The sequence below is a fragment of the Lysinibacillus sp. GW247-5R2A genome (assembly GCF_059424475.1).
In genome coordinates, this window is sequence record NZ_JBWKZL010000015.1 from 80,766 (window position 1) to 97,920 (window position 17,155).

The window sequence follows — 17,155 nt, forward strand, 5'->3', positions numbered from 1 at the left end:
ATTACTGTTTATTTAATTCTTCTATTTGTCGTCGTTGTTGCTCAAGTGCCTCTTCAATCTGGCGCTTTTGCTCCGCTTCCTGCTCTTCTTTTAATCGAATTTCCTCTGATTTTAAATATTTCCTATAACCTACTCGAGATATCATAATACTAATTTCATACAGGATAAATAGCGGCACTGATACCATTAAGTGAGACGCCAATTCAGGCGGTGCAATGAGAGCAGCACATACAAATAAACCAAAGTATGAATATTTACGAATACGAATTAGTAGATCTGGACTCAATATTCCTATCCGTGAAAAGAACAACACTACAATAGGTAATTGGAATAGAAAGCCGAATGGTATTGTGAGTTTAAATAAAAATGTAAAATACTCATGTATACCAATTGTTTGCTTAATATCTAAATCATTTGATAAATTCATCATGAATTTGATGACATACGGGAATAATAAAAAGTATGAAAAAGATAACCCTGCGATAAACAATAAAAATGAATATGGTATATAGCTTAAGGTTGCTCTTCGCTCTACTTCCCTTAATCCTGGACTAATAAACGACCACAATTGATACATTAATACTGGCGATGAAAGAATAAATGCAATTAAAAAAACAACTTGAATATAAATTGCTAGTGGTGTTACTACATCAAATGCATGGAGCTCAATATTATATTTTGCTCCTGTGGTTTGAAGGTATTTAACAAGTGGCTTTGCGACAAAAAAGGCGCCAGCCATAGCGAGAACAAAGAAAACGGCAACAATGAACAGCCGTTTTCTTAATTCTTCTATATGCTCAATGACAGTTAGATCTTTTGGATTCATTCCTCAACATCCTAACTTACTTATCTAGTTCTTTCTTTTTCTTGTCATCATCATCTTCGTCGGCTAAACCTTTAGTAGCATTTTTGAATTCACGTAGTGTTGAACCAAATGCTTTACCAAGCTCTGGTAACTTTTTAGGACCAAAAATTAGTAACGCGACAACTCCGATAATAATGAGGCTCATAGGACCAATACCGCCCATTACAGCCACCTCCTCTTTATATCCATCATTTTAACGCATATTTCGCCTTTTTGCTAACTAATTATATGTGAAAGTTTTTCGTCACTCTCACTGATTTTACCTTGTTATATTTAAAATTACTATTTGACAGAAACAGTGAACTCCACTATAAAATATGTAAAATTTTCACACTTCCTGATTCCGAATTAAATAAATAAGCGCTTGCAATTCTACCGATAAATCAATGGTTAAGAGCTGCATGCTATCTGGCACCGTTAAGCGCTCAGGCGTAAAGTTTAAAATTCCCTTTGCATTCATAGCCGCTAAACGATCTGCCATTTTTTGTGCAGAGCGTGGTGATACTGTCAAAATAGCTAGCTCTGCCCCGTATTCTGCATACTTTTCTTCCAGCAAATCAGGATGAAAAACAGGAATGTTACTAATCATTTTGCCATCCTTTGGCGCTTTTGAATCAAATGCTACAACAATATGAGTGTTGTGGTTTTTTTGAAAATTATATTTTAATAATGCACTGCCTAAATTCCCCACGCCAATTAAAGCTACTTTTGTTGTTTCATGTTGATCAAGCGTCTGGCTAAAAAATTGTAATAGATGCTGTACATCGTAGCCATAGCCTTTCTTTCCAAGAGCACCAAAATAAGAAAAGTCACGGCGAATGGTTGCAGAATCTATTTTCATCGCTTCACTCAGTTCCTTCGACGAAATACGTTCCATACCTTCTTGTGCAAAGTTTTGAATAAATCGATAGTAAAGAGGAAGTCTTTTTGTAGTGGCTTGTGGAATTTTTAATTCTTGTTTCAAACTTTCTCCTCCTTATGATAAAACTCAATCCATTTTACTGTACTAATTTTAATACATTTATCCTTAACTATATACAATATTTTTCAATCCACTAGCGTATTTCTCTTTAGTTAATGGCGCTTTGTACGCAGCTAACTAAAAAGAAATCGTTTCAATCTTACATGACTGCTTGGAATAAGTAAAGCACTGACATTGCATGCAAATCGTTCATCCATTACACTAAGGTAGAATTGAGGTGTCAAGAATGATTGTTTTACAGGTCAATCAACTAACAAAATCCTTTCTTGCAGATGAAATTTTAAGTGGTGTGAAATTAGAAGTTCAACACCGTGATCGCGTTGCCTTAGTAGGGCGCAACGGTGCAGGTAAATCTACTTTATTAAAAATAATCGCTGGTCAAATGTCCTATGACTCAGGGGATATCATTATTCCAAAGGGCATCCAGGTTGGCTATTTAGAGCAACATGCCGGATTAAATTCTACGTTAACTATTTGGGATGAAATGATGACCATTTTCGAACCCCTTTTAGCTCAAGAACAAACACTCCGCTCGCTCGAACAGCAAATGGCAGACCCTACTGTTTATGAAAATCCAACTCTGTATGCCAAAGTTATGTCGGAATACGATCAACTACAGCATACTTTTAAGGATGCTGGCGGCTATCAATATGAATCGGACATACGCTCAGTGCTTCACGGCATGCAATTCTATCCGGAAGACTACGATAAACCTATTAGCTCACTATCTGGTGGACAACGCACACGCTTAGCACTAGCTAAGCTTTTATTGAGTAAACCAGACCTACTAATTCTCGATGAGCCTACGAACCATTTAGATATTGAAACATTATCTTGGTTAGAATCTTATTTAAAGAGCTATGAGGGCGCTATTTTAATTGTTTCCCATGACCGCTACTTCTTAGACCAAGTTGTTTCCATAGTCTACGAAGTTTCACGTCATCGTGTCACAAAATTTACAGGCAACTACAGTGCTTATTTAGATGAAAAAGCTAAAAACTATGAACGGGATGTCAAACTTTTTGAGCGTCAGCAAGACGATAAGGCCAAGCTAGAGGATTTTATCCAAAAGAATATTGCACGTGCCTCTACAACAAAAATGGCACAAAGTCGACGGAAGATGCTTGAACGAACAGAGTGGATGGAATCGCCGGATGGTGATGAGAAATCCGCTAGTTTTGGTTTTACAATTGAACGTCCAAGTGGAAATGATGTGTTATCCGTTGATGATTTAACAATCGGCTATAACGATCAGCGCATATCTAGTGGGATTAAGCTACGTACTTTTCGCGAGGATCGGATTGCTCTTGTTGGACCAAACGGAGTTGGTAAATCGACATTACTAAAAACGATTGTGAAAGATTTAACACCTCTAGCAGGTGATATCCGTTATGGTACGAATGTACAAATTGGCTATTACGATCAAGAGCAAGCAAAGCTTTCAAGCAATAAAAGTGTCTTAAAAGAGCTATGGGATGAATGGCCGCTGATGAATGAAAAAGATATTCGTACCGTATTAGGACGTTTCCTATTTAGTGGAGAGGATGTGGATAAAACCGTCTCTTCATTATCAGGCGGTGAGAAAGCACGACTGGCACTTTCAAAATTAATGATGCAAAAGGCCAATTTTTTAATTCTCGATGAGCCTACGAACCATCTAGATTTAGATAGTAAAGAGGTACTGGAAAATGCTTTAATCGATTACCCTGGAACGCTTCTATTCGTCTCCCATGACCGCTACTTCATTAATCGTATCGCTACGAAGGTAGTGGAGTTGTCTGGAACTGGGTCGTTTGAATATTTAGGGGACTATGATTATTATGTAGAGAAAAAACAGGAGCTGTTGGAGCTAGCACAAATGAAAAGTACTTCCCAACCGCAACTACAGCAGGATCTACCTGATAAGTCCTCTACCTCTAAAATTGATAAAGAGGCAAAAAAGCGTGAACGGCAAATAAGACGTACTATCGAAGAATTAGAGGGCAAGATGCAAGAAACGACAGCCTCCATTGATAGATTAGAGGAAGCTCTCTGTGACCCTGCAATTTTTACAGATCATGAAAAAATTACCCAACTGCAAGACGAATTGGCTACTGAAAAGGAACAGCATGAGCTTTTAGAATTAGAGTGGCTAGCGTTAAATGAAGAATTAGAAAATATAAATATGTAATTTGATTTAAGCCGTGTGCATTGTCGCATGGCTTTTTTCTTTACTCTCCTTCATTTTTCATATATATTGGTCAAGTGCTATTTTTCGACAAAAAATGCCCACAGTTTTATTCACACCATAAATCTAGTAATACCAACATATCAACAGAGTTTTCCACACTGTCCACAATTAAAATTTATTTTATCCACACCACCCCGTGTAAAACATGCTACTATATATTGAATAATCACAAGTTATGCACAAGTTATCAACAATTTGTGCATAAGTACGCCTGTTCGGTATTTAGTTCGCTCTATTACCTGTGGATAATTTTCTGAAAAATTTGTCAATTAAAGTGTTTCATTGGATGTTTCTCTTCGCTACATTCATTTTTCATCATCAAATTTTCGACAATAAAAAAGAGATATCTTCAATAAGATACCTCCTTCATTTACTACTACACCCAGGATTTTAACTCCATTCCTGGACGACCATTCATCATTAGGTTTCCTCGGATTCCCGCTTCATACATTGGCATCGCTACTGCTCCAATCATTGCCGCATTATCTGTACACAATTTGAGTGGTGGTACAAAAAACGGAATCCCTTCCTCAGTGAACACTGCCTCTAATGAAGCACGTAAGCCTTTATTGGCTGCTACACCACCAGCTGCAATGACTTGCTTCACCTGATATTCGCGAGCGGCACGCAATGTTTTTGCGGTTAGTACTTCAACAACACTTTCCTGAAAGCCCTTTGCTACGGCTGCTGGTGAAATAGCTTCGCCACGTTGATCCATATTATGTTTATAATTAATGACTGCTGATTTTAAGCCACTAAAACTAAAATCATAAGATCCTTCCTCTAACCACACTCTTGGAAAAGGAACAGCCTCTTCGCCCTCATGAGCAAGCTGATCAATGCGTGGGCCACCTGGATAAGGTAAATTTAAAACTCGTGCCACTTTATCATAAGCCTCACCGGCTGCATCATCTCTTGTTTCACCGATAACCTCAAAGGAGCCATGTTCCTTCATATAAACAAGCTCCGTATGTCCACCTGATACAACAAGTGCCAATAATGGAAACTCCATTGGCTGGACTAGAGCATTGGCGTAAATATGACCTGCAATATGATGTACACCGATAATCGGTAAATTGTTGGCAAATGCAAACGCCTTAGCTGCGTTTATGCCAATTAGCAACGCACCGACTAAACCTGGGCCCTCCGTAACGGCAACCGCCTCTAAATCGGCTGGTTTTATATTCGCTTGTGCTAATGCTTCCTCAATAACCACTGTAATTTGTTCAACATGATGACGTGAAGCGATTTCAGGAACTACGCCTCCAAATCGCTTATGGCTTTCTATTTGTGAAGCAACAACATTCGAAATAATTTCATGACCATTTCGAATAATTGCGGCAGCTGTTTCATCACAGCTCGATTCTATTGCTAATATCAATCCATTATTCATTATAAATTCACCCACATGACAAGGGCATCCTCCCCGTTATCAGTATAATAGCCTTTCCGTATTCCACCATCTTGGAAATGAAGCTTGCGATAGAGATTTTGTGCAACTACATTGGTTACACGTACCTCAAGCGTCATGACTTCCATTCCATGTAAACGTGCTATATGCATAGCTTCACGCATTAATCCTTCGCCTATCCCTCTGCCACGAGCCTGCTCAATCACAGCTACGTTTGTTATTTGAGCTGCATCTATGACCATCCACATTCCACAAAAACCAATAATACTACCATCTTCATCTATAGCCAGTACATAATGCGCATACTGATTTTCATGCACTTCGTAGTAAAAGGAATCTAACGTCCATGGTACTGGAAATGAAGCCAATTCAATTTCATAAACTGCTGGCACATCGTCAGAAACCATTTTTCGATAAGTTACATCCCTACTCATGTTCCTTCTCCTTCTGTTCTTTCAGCCAGTTCGCCTCAGCCTCGGCAATCCGTTTATATTGTGGAACGAAGTGATGGGTAGCTTCGACACTTGGTAACTCCATTTTCGTCGCTAGATGGATGACTTCCGTTGCGCGTGGCAAGTCAATACTAAATGGTGCACGTACGGCATGATCACCAAGTATTTGCACAATATTCTCCCAAAATATATCAACATCTGTTCCTACAAACAGAATAGGTTGCTCTAATGCCTTTAAACGCACTAATAAATCATCAATATGTGCATGATGATCCTCCACAAATGCCTCTAATGTCTCACCTTGATAAACTGCCGTATAGACATTGCCTCTTCTAGCATCAAAAATTGGACAAATCAACCCGTTATAAAGGGTAGCGTTGGCAGCTAATGTTTTTAAACTAGATACGCCGACTAAAGGTGTCTGTAATGACCATGCTAATGTCTTTGCTAATGTCACACCTATACGGACACCAGTATAAGAACCTGGTCCTTCAGATACTGCAATCGCATCCAAGTCATTCGGCCTTACATCTATTCGTGCCATGACTTCTTCAATCGCTGGCATCGCACCTGCTGAATGCGTTAATTTTATATTTTGTACCATCTCGGCCACTACTTTGCCGTCCTTTACAACTGCAATGGAAAGTGGTGTATTTGCTGTTTCTATTCCTAACCAAATCATTTCATTAGCTCCTCACATAGTGCCTCATAGCGTTCTCCACGAGGTATCAACACAAAGCGTCGTTCATTTTCTCCGATTCGGTAAATCTCGATCGCTAGACGATCCCGTGGCAAATCCTGTTCGATTAAATGCGCCCATTCGACTACTGATACCGCATCTCCATAAAACAGCTCGTCCCAACCAAGGTCTTCATCACTTTCTGCTAACCTATATACATCTAAATGATTAAACGGTACTCTTCCCTCATACTGCTTAATAATGGTAAATGTAGGACTGTTGACTGTTCGTTTGACCCCCAGCCCCTTCGCCAAGGCTTTCGTAAATGTCGTCTTGCCCGCGCCTAGATCACCTTCTAATGTAATCGTATCTTGAGCTTCTAGCTTATTCGCAAGTTTGCAGGCAAAACGTTCTGTATCATCAACTGAATTCATGATTATTTCATACATATTCTTTATTTCCTCTCATCACTACATTACCTCTAGTTTACCTAAACTAGCCAAAATGTTCAAAGCATCCAATACCATTATACTTGCTTTGATTGCGCTCATTAAAAAGCTCTTTTAAAAACAGCAGTGAGGTGACACGATGAAAACAAAAACACGACTTCTTTTATGAAGACGTGTCAGACTGTACAATGAAAAAAGTAAAGCCCCTGATTTCCACTACCGGCGAACTTTCCAGTGAATGTGCTAAGAAGGACAAAAACCATCGAGAGTGAATTTTCCCGATGGCTTTTGTCTACATATTGAGAGGCCTTCTTTTACAAAGACATTTTACAATTATCGATTGGAATGGCCTTTTACAGCTATGATCTCTTTAGCTATTAATTTATCATTCTTAAATTTCACTATATAAGCCTGAGTCAACAAAGTTTCATCATTCCAACGGTATTCATTATTTTTCACCTTTTTACCTGCGCCACCTGCTGTCTCTACTACCTCAATATATGACATATCATTTTTTAATTTCTCAAATTCTACTTCGTTCATATTTTTTTGCCAGTGATACGTATTTGCTTCTTCAATCTCTATAATAGGATCTCCACAGCCTACCATCATAATCATGGAACCAATAAGCAAAGGTAAATAAAAATGGTTTAAGAAATGGTCTTTGCCCATATAAACACCTCCGTAGCCAATCCAATTACTTCTAATTTTTACCCGTCGTTTTAATTTTAGAAACATATCTCATTTTACCTTATAAAACCGTCATCATTTATCGGTAATTTTTACTATCTTTAGATAATGTTAAATATATACAATTGATTAGTTTCATTTCAATAACACAAGTGATTTCATTGGGATTGGGCGTATTTCGAGTGACAGTAGTGGGACCATTTAGGGCAATAGATGTTATTTTGTTAAAATCAATAGGAGGTAGGTCATAAAGCCTTCACCAAATGTAAAGCTTTTCACCTCTATGTTTCTCCCCTGTGAACTGGGTCTTCATAAAGTGACACTTTCACAAATGAAATACGTGCTTGAATAAATTTTATGGTTGACGGCTATGCGGCAAGAAAATTCTCATTCAATACAAAAAAGCTCTTATGACTGTAACAGTACATAAGAGCGAACATATCAATTTTAAATGGCGGTCCCGACCGGGATCGAACCGGCGATCTCCTGCGTGACAGGCAGGCATGTTAACCGCTACACCACGGGACCTCTTTAAGACATTTATAAATATATCATATAAGAAAAAGGTATGCAATATATATTTTCATATTTTTTCTTCTCTTATTTTTCTAACAATTGGCATCAATCTTGCAAATAAATTAATAGTTTCAACACACTATTTAGTAGGAGGTTGGTGCCATGGTTCGGTACATATTTACACGAATTGGCTATATGATTATTACGCTTTTTATTATTATCCTGCTGTCATTTTTATTAATGAAGGCTTTGCCAGGTTCACCATTTAATGATGAACGCCTTCCAGAGACGCAAAAAGAGCTACTTTACAAAAAATATGGATTAGACAAGCCCGTTCCTGTGCAATTTGGTATTTATTTAACGAATCTTGTACAAGGAGATTTAGGTGTTTCTTTTGTCTTTGATAATCGACCAGTGACTAAGATTATTCAGGAACGTATTGGTGCATCGGCTATTTTGGGCTTTCAAGCCATTCTAGTAGGTACAATTATTGGACTTTTTTTAGGCATTATAGCTGCTCTAAGACACAACACGATTATTGACTATGGCGCTACAATACTAGCCGTACTAGGCATATCCATCCCCTCATTTGTTTTTGCAGGTTTTTTACAGTATTGGGTTGGCGTTAAATTGGGCTGGTTACCCATTGCCTTTTGGAATGGCTTTGAGTACTCCATTTTACCAACCATTGCTTTAGCAGTTGGAGTAATTGCTACAATTGCTCGTTTCACGCGCATTGAAATGCTAGAAGTCCTTAGTCAAGAATACATTTTAACCTCAAAAGCAAAAGGATTATCAAAGCCTATTATCATTACAAAGCATGGGATTCGAAATGCCATGATCCCCATCGTGACTATTATTGGTCCGTTAACTGTGAACACTATTACGGGTTCACTTGTTATTGAAAAGATATTCAGTATTCCAGGTTTAGGTGAGCAATTTGTTAATTCAATTATTACGAATGATTATCAGCTCATTATGGGGACAACTATTTTTTATGCGGTATTATTTGTAACCGTCATTTTAATCATCGATATTTTATACGGCTTGATTGATCCCCGAATTCGTGTGACGGGAGGCGATAAGGCATGACCATAAAACTGACAGATGATACAGCGAAGAGTCATCCAAAGAAGTTATTTGAATATGCATCGCAAACTGATATTACAGATGATTTCACCTATCGTCCTGAGCAATCATTTTGGCAGGATGCTTGGCGCGGTTTGCGAAAAAATAAAGCAGCTATCGTTGGGCTATGTACGATTATCGTTGTTCTATTACTTGCCATTTTCGGACCTTTTATGAATAGCCACGGCTATGACGAACAAAATATTGCGCGTACCCATTTACCGCCAAAAATTCCTGTCCTTGAGAATATTTCTTTCTTAGGCTTGAATGGTGTCGATAGCCGCGGCATAGACCAATATGAAGCGAAAGGAGTTAAAGAATATTTTTGGTTCGGTACAGATGAATTAGGGCGAGATCTTTGGACACGTGTATGGGAAGGAACAAGAATTTCTCTGTATATAGCTTTTTTAGCAGCAACCATCGATCTCATTATAGGCGTTGCCTATGGGGCTGTTTCAGCATTTTATGGTGGTCGAACAGATACGATCATGCAACGTATTATTGAAGTATTAGTGGGTATCCCCGGACTAATTGTGAACATACTTCTGATCCTTATTTTAAAGCCAGGCATTATTTCAATTACGATTGCAATGGTGATCGTAGGATGGATTAGTATGGCTCGAATTGTTCGCGCACAAATACTGAAGTTAAAAACATATGAATATGTGCTTGCTTCACGAACACTTGGTGCTAGTAATCAGCGTCTCATATGGAAGCATTTAATTCCCAATACGCTTGGACCAATTATCGTTGCGACCACATTTACTATCCCAGGTGCTATTTTCACAGAGGCTTTATTAAGCTTTATTGGACTAGGGCTACAACCTCCAACCGCTTCTTTGGGGACTATTGTAAATGATTCATATAAATTATTAAGAATTTATCCACATGGCATGATTGTCTCATCTATTGTCATTAGTTTAATTATGATTAGCTTTAATTTACTCGGTGATGGACTGCGTGATGCATTCGATCCAAAAACTCGTAAATAGGAGGTGCTCTAAATGAAAAAAATAATAGAGGTAAAAAATTTAAGTGTTTCCTTCAACACGTATAATGGTGAGGTACAAGCCGTACGCAATATATCATTTGATTTATTTGAAGGTGAAACCTTAGCCATTGTAGGCGAGTCTGGCTCTGGAAAATCAGTTACGTCGAAAAGCCTTCTTCGTCTCAATCCAACCGAGTCCACCATGATAAAAAGCGGACATATTTTTTATGACGGACATGATATTTCATCTTCCAGTGAACAAGAAATTCGAGCAATACGCGGAGCTGAAATCGCTATGATTTTCCAAGATCCCATGACTGCCTTAAACCCTACGATGACGATTGGTCATCAAATTGCAGAAAGTATAAAAAAACATACGACTTTACGTGGCCGACACATAACTAACCGTGTTATAGAACTATTGCAACTTGTCGGTATTAAAGAAGCTGATAAACGATATAAACAGTACCCACATCAGTTTTCTGGGGGTATGCGCCAGCGAATAGTCATTGCCATGGCTCTTGCTTGTGAGCCACGTATCATCATTGCTGATGAACCTACCACAGCACTAGATGTTTCGATCCAAGCGCAGATTTTAGAATTATTAAAAAATCTACAACAAAAAATGAATTTATCCATTATCTTTATTACCCACGATTTAGGTGTTGTCGCTAAAATGGCAGATCGTGTTGCCGTGATGTATGCTGGAAAAATCATAGAGATTGGCTTAGTTGATGAAATATTTTACCATTGTCAGCACCCTTATACACAAGGGCTACTCGCAGCCATGCCTAATCCAGATATTCATACAAATTCATTGTATGCCATTCCTGGAACGCCACCAAACCTGCTTCATCCCCCTACTGGTGACGCCTTTGCAGCTCGTAATAAACATGCCTTGAAAATTGACTTTATAGAGGAGCCACCTATGTTTCAGGTCAGCGACACTCATTTCGCTGCCACTTGGTTATTGCATGAACACGCACCGAAAATAGTACCGGTTCACCAACAGCTTGCTCAAGTACAGCAAGAAAAGCGTCAGGCACCAGCTATCTTTGATAAAGAACATCCCTATTTATCTTTAAAAGAGGTTAAGCAGCACTTTTCTTTAAGTAAAAACACGATTAATAAAGCGGTAGATGGCATTACTTTCGATATTTATAAGGGAGAAATTTTTGGTCTTGTAGGAGAATCCGGATGTGGTAAATCGACAACGGGACGTTCCATTATTGGACTCCATACGATTACTAGTGGTGACATTCACGTTGATGGCCGTAATATCAATGACCATCAAACAAAAAAAGACAAGCTTGCCTTCAATAGCAAGGTGCAAATGATTTTTCAAGATCCCTATTCGTCTCTCAATCCACGTATGAAGATAATGGATATTATTGCAGAAGGATTGGCCATCCATGAAGTACCTAAAAGTGAATGGAAGTCAAAAATATATGAGCTATTAAACATAGTCGGATTAACAAAGGAGTATGCAAACCGTTATCCTCACGAACTTAGTGGTGGCCAGCGTCAGCGTATTGGTATTGCACGTGCTCTAGCTGTAGAGCCTGAACTCATCATTGCAGACGAGCCTATCTCTGCATTGGACGTTTCCATTCAGGCACAAATAGTGAATCTGCTAAAAAAGTTACAACAAGAACGTGGGCTGACCTATCTTTTTATTGCACATGATTTGTCGATGGTGAAGTATATTAGTGATCGTATTGGTGTGATGTATCGAGGGAAAATCGTTGAGCTAGCGGACAGTCAAGAACTCTATGATCACCCTGTACACCCTTACACAAAATCATTATTATCGGCCATCCCATTACCAGATCCTAAGCTAGAGCGAGACCGCAAACGCATTATTTTTAATGAAGCTACCTATCAAGCTAACCGAAATACTGCAAGTGAAAGCTTTGTTGAGATACGGCCTGGTCACTTTGTTATGCTGACAGAAGAGGAGCTTGTTCAATACCGTTCAGCACAAGAAGGAGGTATATTACGTTGAAATTAAAGACCTTCCTCTTACTTGCTAGCTGTATAATCATAGTCTCCCTCAGCTATACCTGGCTACTCCACCAACCAATCACTTTTTTAACGATAATTAACAACATTTTCCTTGTCTCACTTACTGCTACAATGGTAGGTGCTTCATTGGCTGTTGTACAAGGTGGGCTTTTTAATGGTATCGCCTATAGTTTCAAACGTTTTTTTGCACGTGTTACTAAAAATGGTGTCTATGCCTTTGAATTAGATGGAGATTTAGAATATGTTCATGCTCCGACCTATACCTTCACTTATCCGCTACTGCTGGCAGGTATACTTGGCTGCTCCGTGACAGCCATTTTATCTATAGTTTTCTATCTATAAATGAAACATGCTGTCCTCTCGAGAAAAGAGGACAGCATGTTTTATTTTACAATTTCTACCCATTTATAGCTTATGTCAGCTGAGAATGGATGCTCATATAAATTTTTCACATATGGTTTTGTCAAACGACTTAGCCCTTTTTGGAATGTTGGGGCAAATGCTACATCTTCCATCATTAATTTTTCGGCTTGCTGCATAAGTTCCCAACGCTCGGAAACATTAGAGTTAGTTTTTGCTTGTTTAATAAGTGCATCAACTTTTTCATTTTTATAGTTAGATTGATTATAATAAGCCGTTGACTCAAATAATTCAATATAAGTCATAGGGTCTTGATAATCAGGGCCCCAACCACCATAGTCTAAATCAAAATCAACAGCCCCTTCTAATGCAAGCTTTTGCTTATTTGGCTGCATATTAATTGTTAGCTCTAAGCCTTCTAAATTCGTCTCCAATTGGTTTTTAATGAATTCAGCGGCTTTTTTAGATTCTGCACGGTCATATGTTAAAAACTCCAGCTTTACTTGGTCAACACCAAGTTCCTTTAAGCCAGTAGCCCACGCTTCCTTCGCTAGCTCGATATTTGTTTTATTCATATCGCCGTTGCCATCACGGAAATCATTCCCCTTGTCATCTGTTGATAATCCCTGAGGTACTAAATAGTAAGCAGGAATGGAACCGTCCTGTAATATCACATCAGCGAATCCTTGTTTGTCCCATGCCATATCAATGGCCTTACGAATGTTTAGATTAGATAAATATTTATTTTCATGATTCATACGAATAAAATACGTATTTGGCTTTAAAAACGTTGAATACTCTGGACTGTCTTTATATTGAGCAACATATTCACTAGATAACTCGGCAGTGTCTATTTCACCAGCTTCATAGAGATTGACAGCCGTTGCCGTATCTTTCACTATTTTCTGCGTGATTTTAGTAAGCTTTACCGTGTCCTTATCCCAATAGCTTTCATTTTTGACGAACGTCCATCCTTGCCCATGTTGCCAAGACTCCATCATGAAAGGTCCATTATAGATCATATTTTCCGCTTCTAGCGCGTATTGATCGCCTTGGGACTCTGTAAATTCTTTATTTAATGGGAAGAACGGTGCATACGTTGTTAAGCTAATAAAGTATGGAATCGGCGTATTTAGCTGCACTTCTAACGTTTCATCATTTATTGCTTTAATACCGATTTCCTCCACCTTCCCATAAAGAGGATCTTCTTCTGTTTGCACATTGGCAGCATTTTTTATATCTAGCATTAAGTATGAATAGATTGCTTGAGTTTCGGGATTTATAGCTCTTTTCCATGCATACTCAAAATCATGTGCTGTCACTGGAGTCCCATTACTCCACACAGCATCTTTACGTATTTTAAATGTATATACTGTACCATCCTCAGAAACTTCATGTGACTCTGCCATACCTGGAATGGGTGTATTTTCAGGACCTATACGATATAATCCCTCAAATACTGAGTTCATTGCCGTCACAGCAAGCGCATCTACACTCCCTAAAGAGCTCATCGTCGTTAAATCACCTGTTGCCACTAAATGAAGTTCCTGTGCGGCAATTTTGTCGTCCCCATCAGAAGATGCATGGTCTGTTTCATTATTATTTGTAGTATTTCCAGAAGTGGTGTTATCTTTGCCGTAACAACCGACCAATACAACGAGCATTAGTGCTAACAATACGAAGAGCCATTTTGTTTTTTTAGCCATCCTCAAAACCCCTTTAATTTTATTGCACGAAAGAAATCGCACTATAAAAATCTATGCAATTTCCATGCCGATTCTAATTTTTTTAAAATTGGCACAGATTTTGCATTATACTTTCATTAAAGGGGGAATGACAACATGTCAAAACTAGAACAATTACGAAATGCTTTACAAGCACAAGGTACAAGCGCAATTATCATTACAAATGCTCAAAACCGACGGTATTTAACAGGATTTACAGGAAGTGCAGGAACGGTTGTAGTAACTAACACACGAGCACTTTTATTGGTGGACTTCCGCTATACACAGCAAGCAACAGAGCAAAGTAAAACATTTGAGGTTCATGAAATTGATCGCAGCCGTTTATATGAAACGATTCAAGAAATTTTAGAACAGGAATCCATTCAAACTGTTGGCTTTGAACAACATCACGTCACTTACTACACGTATCAATTAATGGCTAATAAATTAACAGCAACATTAAAGCCTTTATCTACTATAGTGGAAGATTTACGTATGATTAAGACACCAGAGGAAATTGAAATTATTAAGAAAGCAGCTTGGATTTCAGATGAAGCCTTTAAGCATATTTTGACATTCATTAAACCTGGTGTTACAGAAATCGAAATTGCCAATGAGCTAGAATCCCATATGCGTAAAAATGGTGCTACTGGCGCTGCATTTGATATGATTGTCGCTTCTGGTCATCGCTCTGCTCTACCACATGGCGTGGCATCTTCGAAAATTATTGAGCAAGGTGATATGCTTACACTTGATTTTGGCGCTTATTATGAAGGCTATCGTTCTGACATGACAAGAACTATTGCTGTCGGCGAGCCCCCTGAACAATTAAAAGAAATATATCAAATTGTTTATGACTCCTTGCAACACGCCCTTTCTAATATGAAGGCTGGTATTACTGGACGACAGGCAGATAGCTATACACGTGACTATATTACAACTAAAGGCTATGGAGAAAATTACGGACATGGAGCAGGTCATGGCATCGGTCTAGATATTCACGAAAATATTTTCATGTCGACAGTTTGTGAAGACGTTTTAGAGGAGAATATGGTGCTTACAGTTGAGCCAGGCATTTATGTTCCACAAGTTGGTGGTGTTCGTATAGAGGATGATGTCATCATTACAAAAGACGGTGTTGAAATAATTACACACTCACCAAAGGAACTCATTATTTTATAATTTCTTTACACGTACCCTATAGATGTTTAATTTTTTTACACTTTTTAAAACCATTCATTTCAACATTTTGAGCTTATTATTGAAAGCTAATGGTTCATTTCGTTGCACATGTCAAAGTTTCTTGTCACTATATTTTTCTAAGTTAGTTAGATAGATTGATAGAGAATCGAGGTTTAAGTATGCAACTTTCTATTAAACAAACACAAGATTTACAACTCGTTATGTCTACCCAACTTCGTCAGGCAATCGAGCTACTCCAATACTCAACTCAGGAGTTAGAACAATATATACGTGAACAAGAGCTCGTTAATCCGTTAATCGAGCTAAGTGAACCAACACTTAAAGAGCATCTACAGATTCCAAAAACGAGTAACGGACACTATAACAATTGGCATCTTTCTACAAAATGTGAAAAAAATATTCGTGATGAGCTGTTCCAGCAGGTCAGGCTAACATTTGATCATGAAAAGGACATTCAGCTCTTAAAACATATTATTTATCATTTAGATGACAATGGTTACTATGAGCAACCTATAGAAACTTCTTATAATGACCTAGAAATAGAAAAGGGCATTCATTTATTACAAACGATTGGTCCTTTAGGAATGGGGGCACGCAATTTAAAGGAATGTTTACTATTACAAACTATTTATTGTCCTAACAGCCCTGCTCATGCCGATACTATTATTTCTAATTATCTAGAAGAGCTTGCTCACAATAATTGGAAGAAAATATTAAAAGAGCTGGATATATCACTAAATGACTTACAAATGATCTATCTTTTTATACAATCCTTACAGCCAAAACTAAGCTCATTATTTTATCAGGAATTGGTACATACGACGATACCAGATATTATTGTTAATATTGTTGACGGTGGGATCACCTTTTCATTGAACGATTATTATTTACCAAAAATTAGTATTCACGCTGACTACTTTCCTTATATAAAAGCTCATTCCTCAGAAAAGAGTTATTTTAAAAAACACTTTGCTGACTACCACTGGCTAGTGAACAGCATTGAACAACGTCGAAATACAATGATCAACATTATGAAGGCCCTTATTGACAAGCAAAAAAGATTCTTTCTGGATGGCTTCGACGCCATGCAACCACTTACGTTGCGTGAAATTGCTGACCAAATAGATGTTCATGAATCGACGGTAAGTCGTATTACAACAAATAAATATGTACAAACTGCTTTTGGCACCTTTGAATTAAAGGAATTATTCAGCTCTAAATTGTCGACAGCCAATGGTCAGAGTGTGTCACAAATAAAGGTGAAGTCTTTGCTGTCAGACTATATTAAGTCCGAAGATAAGGCTAAGCCCTTCTCCGATCAAAAAATAGCTGAATATTTTAACGCTGCTTTAGGCATTGAAATTTCACGACGTACCATAGCCAAATATCGCGAGGACATGAGTATTCCGTCCTCCGCACGGCGTAAATTAATACCCTTTCAGTAACGAAA

The 17,155-nt window shown here is 38.2% G+C and carries 16 protein-coding genes and 1 tRNA gene; 7 read left to right on the plus strand and 10 right to left on the minus strand.

The genetic code is table 11. From position 1 onward, the window contains the following. Position 1: 1 nt before the first annotated feature. From tatC to AC07YC_RS20260, 3 genes are all read right to left on the minus strand, one after another. Positions 2-826 (minus strand): twin-arginine translocase subunit TatC, encoded by an 825-nt coding sequence (tatC, locus tag AC07YC_RS20250; protein ID WP_036120945.1) that lies wholly within the window; start codon positions 824-826, stop codon positions 2-4. Positions 827-842: 16 nt separating this feature from the next. After that, positions 843-1,028, minus strand: a complete 186-nt coding sequence (locus AC07YC_RS20255; protein WP_008176991.1) for a twin-arginine translocase TatA/TatE family subunit — start codon at positions 1,026-1,028, stop codon at positions 843-845. Between the two features lie 165 nt (positions 1,029-1,193). Beyond that, positions 1,194-1,829 (minus strand): redox-sensing transcriptional repressor Rex, encoded by a 636-nt coding sequence (locus AC07YC_RS20260; RefSeq protein WP_012291935.1) that lies wholly within the window; start codon positions 1,827-1,829, stop codon positions 1,194-1,196. A gap of 244 nt (positions 1,830-2,073) precedes the next feature. On the opposite strand from AC07YC_RS20260, the gene AC07YC_RS20265 reads away from it, so the two are divergent. Beyond that, entirely contained in the window at positions 2,074-4,017 is a 1,944-nt protein-coding gene (locus tag AC07YC_RS20265; RefSeq protein ID WP_494920281.1) for an ABC-F family ATP-binding cassette domain-containing protein, read from the plus strand. Positions 4,018-4,453: 436 nt separating this feature from the next. Here AC07YC_RS20265 and tsaD read toward each other — a convergent pair whose 3' ends face one another. From tsaD to AC07YC_RS20295, 6 genes are all read right to left on the minus strand, one after another. Then, entirely contained in the window at positions 4,454-5,470 is a 1,017-nt protein-coding gene (gene tsaD, locus AC07YC_RS20270) for a tRNA (adenosine(37)-N6)-threonylcarbamoyltransferase complex transferase subunit TsaD (RefSeq protein ID WP_336637158.1), read from the minus strand. Then, complete coding sequence (rimI, locus tag AC07YC_RS20275) at positions 5,470-5,922, minus strand: ribosomal protein S18-alanine N-acetyltransferase (RefSeq protein ID WP_336637157.1); 453 nt, start codon at positions 5,920-5,922, stop codon at positions 5,470-5,472. Before rimI ends, tsaD begins: the two co-directional genes overlap by 1 nt. Continuing rightward, entirely contained in the window at positions 5,915-6,622 is a 708-nt protein-coding gene (gene tsaB / locus AC07YC_RS20280) for a tRNA (adenosine(37)-N6)-threonylcarbamoyltransferase complex dimerization subunit type 1 TsaB (protein ID WP_336637156.1), read from the minus strand. The genes rimI and tsaB overlap by 8 nt, the downstream gene beginning before the upstream one ends. After that, a complete protein-coding gene (tsaE, locus tag AC07YC_RS20285) occupies positions 6,619-7,068 on the minus strand; it encodes a tRNA (adenosine(37)-N6)-threonylcarbamoyltransferase complex ATPase subunit type 1 TsaE (protein WP_336637155.1) in 450 nt (149 codons plus the stop codon). The genes tsaB and tsaE overlap by 4 nt, the downstream gene beginning before the upstream one ends. Before the next feature lie 333 nt (positions 7,069-7,401). Then, positions 7,402-7,740 (minus strand): hypothetical protein, encoded by a 339-nt coding sequence (locus AC07YC_RS20290; RefSeq protein ID WP_336637154.1) that lies wholly within the window; start codon positions 7,738-7,740, stop codon positions 7,402-7,404. A 470-nt stretch (positions 7,741-8,210) separates the two neighbouring features. Continuing rightward, positions 8,211-8,286 (minus strand) — tRNA-Asp (locus tag AC07YC_RS20295). A gap of 150 nt (positions 8,287-8,436) precedes the next feature. Between AC07YC_RS20295 and opp3b the strand changes: the two genes are divergently transcribed. The 4 genes from opp3b to AC07YC_RS20315 are packed head-to-tail and all read left to right on the plus strand — an operon-like array spanning position 8,437 to position 12,760. Continuing rightward, positions 8,437-9,366, plus strand: coding sequence for an oligopeptide ABC transporter permease (gene opp3b / locus AC07YC_RS20300; protein ID WP_036145808.1), 930 nt, complete (start codon positions 8,437-8,439; stop codon positions 9,364-9,366). An 8-nt stretch (positions 9,367-9,374) separates the two neighbouring features. After that, a complete protein-coding gene (gene opp3C, locus AC07YC_RS20305) occupies positions 9,375-10,394 on the plus strand; it encodes an oligopeptide ABC transporter permease (RefSeq protein WP_494920282.1) in 1,020 nt (339 codons plus the stop codon). Between the two features lie 12 nt (positions 10,395-10,406). After that, positions 10,407-12,398: an ABC transporter ATP-binding protein gene (locus AC07YC_RS20310; protein ID WP_494920269.1), complete on the plus strand. Its 1,992-nt coding sequence runs from the start codon at positions 10,407-10,409 to the stop codon at positions 12,396-12,398. Then, positions 12,395-12,760 (plus strand): DUF3899 domain-containing protein, encoded by a 366-nt coding sequence (locus tag AC07YC_RS20315; protein ID WP_336637150.1) that lies wholly within the window; start codon positions 12,395-12,397, stop codon positions 12,758-12,760. The genes AC07YC_RS20310 and AC07YC_RS20315 overlap by 4 nt, the downstream gene beginning before the upstream one ends. Positions 12,761-12,801: 41 nt before the next feature. Here AC07YC_RS20315 and AC07YC_RS20320 read toward each other — a convergent pair whose 3' ends face one another. After that, positions 12,802-14,484, minus strand: a complete 1,683-nt coding sequence (locus AC07YC_RS20320; protein ID WP_494920270.1) for a peptide ABC transporter substrate-binding protein — start codon at positions 14,482-14,484, stop codon at positions 12,802-12,804. Between the two features lie 135 nt (positions 14,485-14,619). On the opposite strand from AC07YC_RS20320, the gene AC07YC_RS20325 reads away from it, so the two are divergent. Both AC07YC_RS20325 and rpoN read left to right on the plus strand, forming a co-directional pair. Further along, on the plus strand, positions 14,620-15,684 hold the full coding sequence (locus AC07YC_RS20325; protein WP_494920271.1) for a M24 family metallopeptidase: 1,065 nt from the start codon (positions 14,620-14,622) through the stop codon (positions 15,682-15,684). Positions 15,685-15,863: 179 nt separating this feature from the next. Beyond that, a complete protein-coding gene (gene rpoN / locus AC07YC_RS20330; RefSeq protein WP_494920272.1) occupies positions 15,864-17,150 on the plus strand; it encodes an RNA polymerase factor sigma-54 in 1,287 nt (428 codons plus the stop codon). The last annotated feature ends 5 nt before the right edge of the window (positions 17,151-17,155 follow it).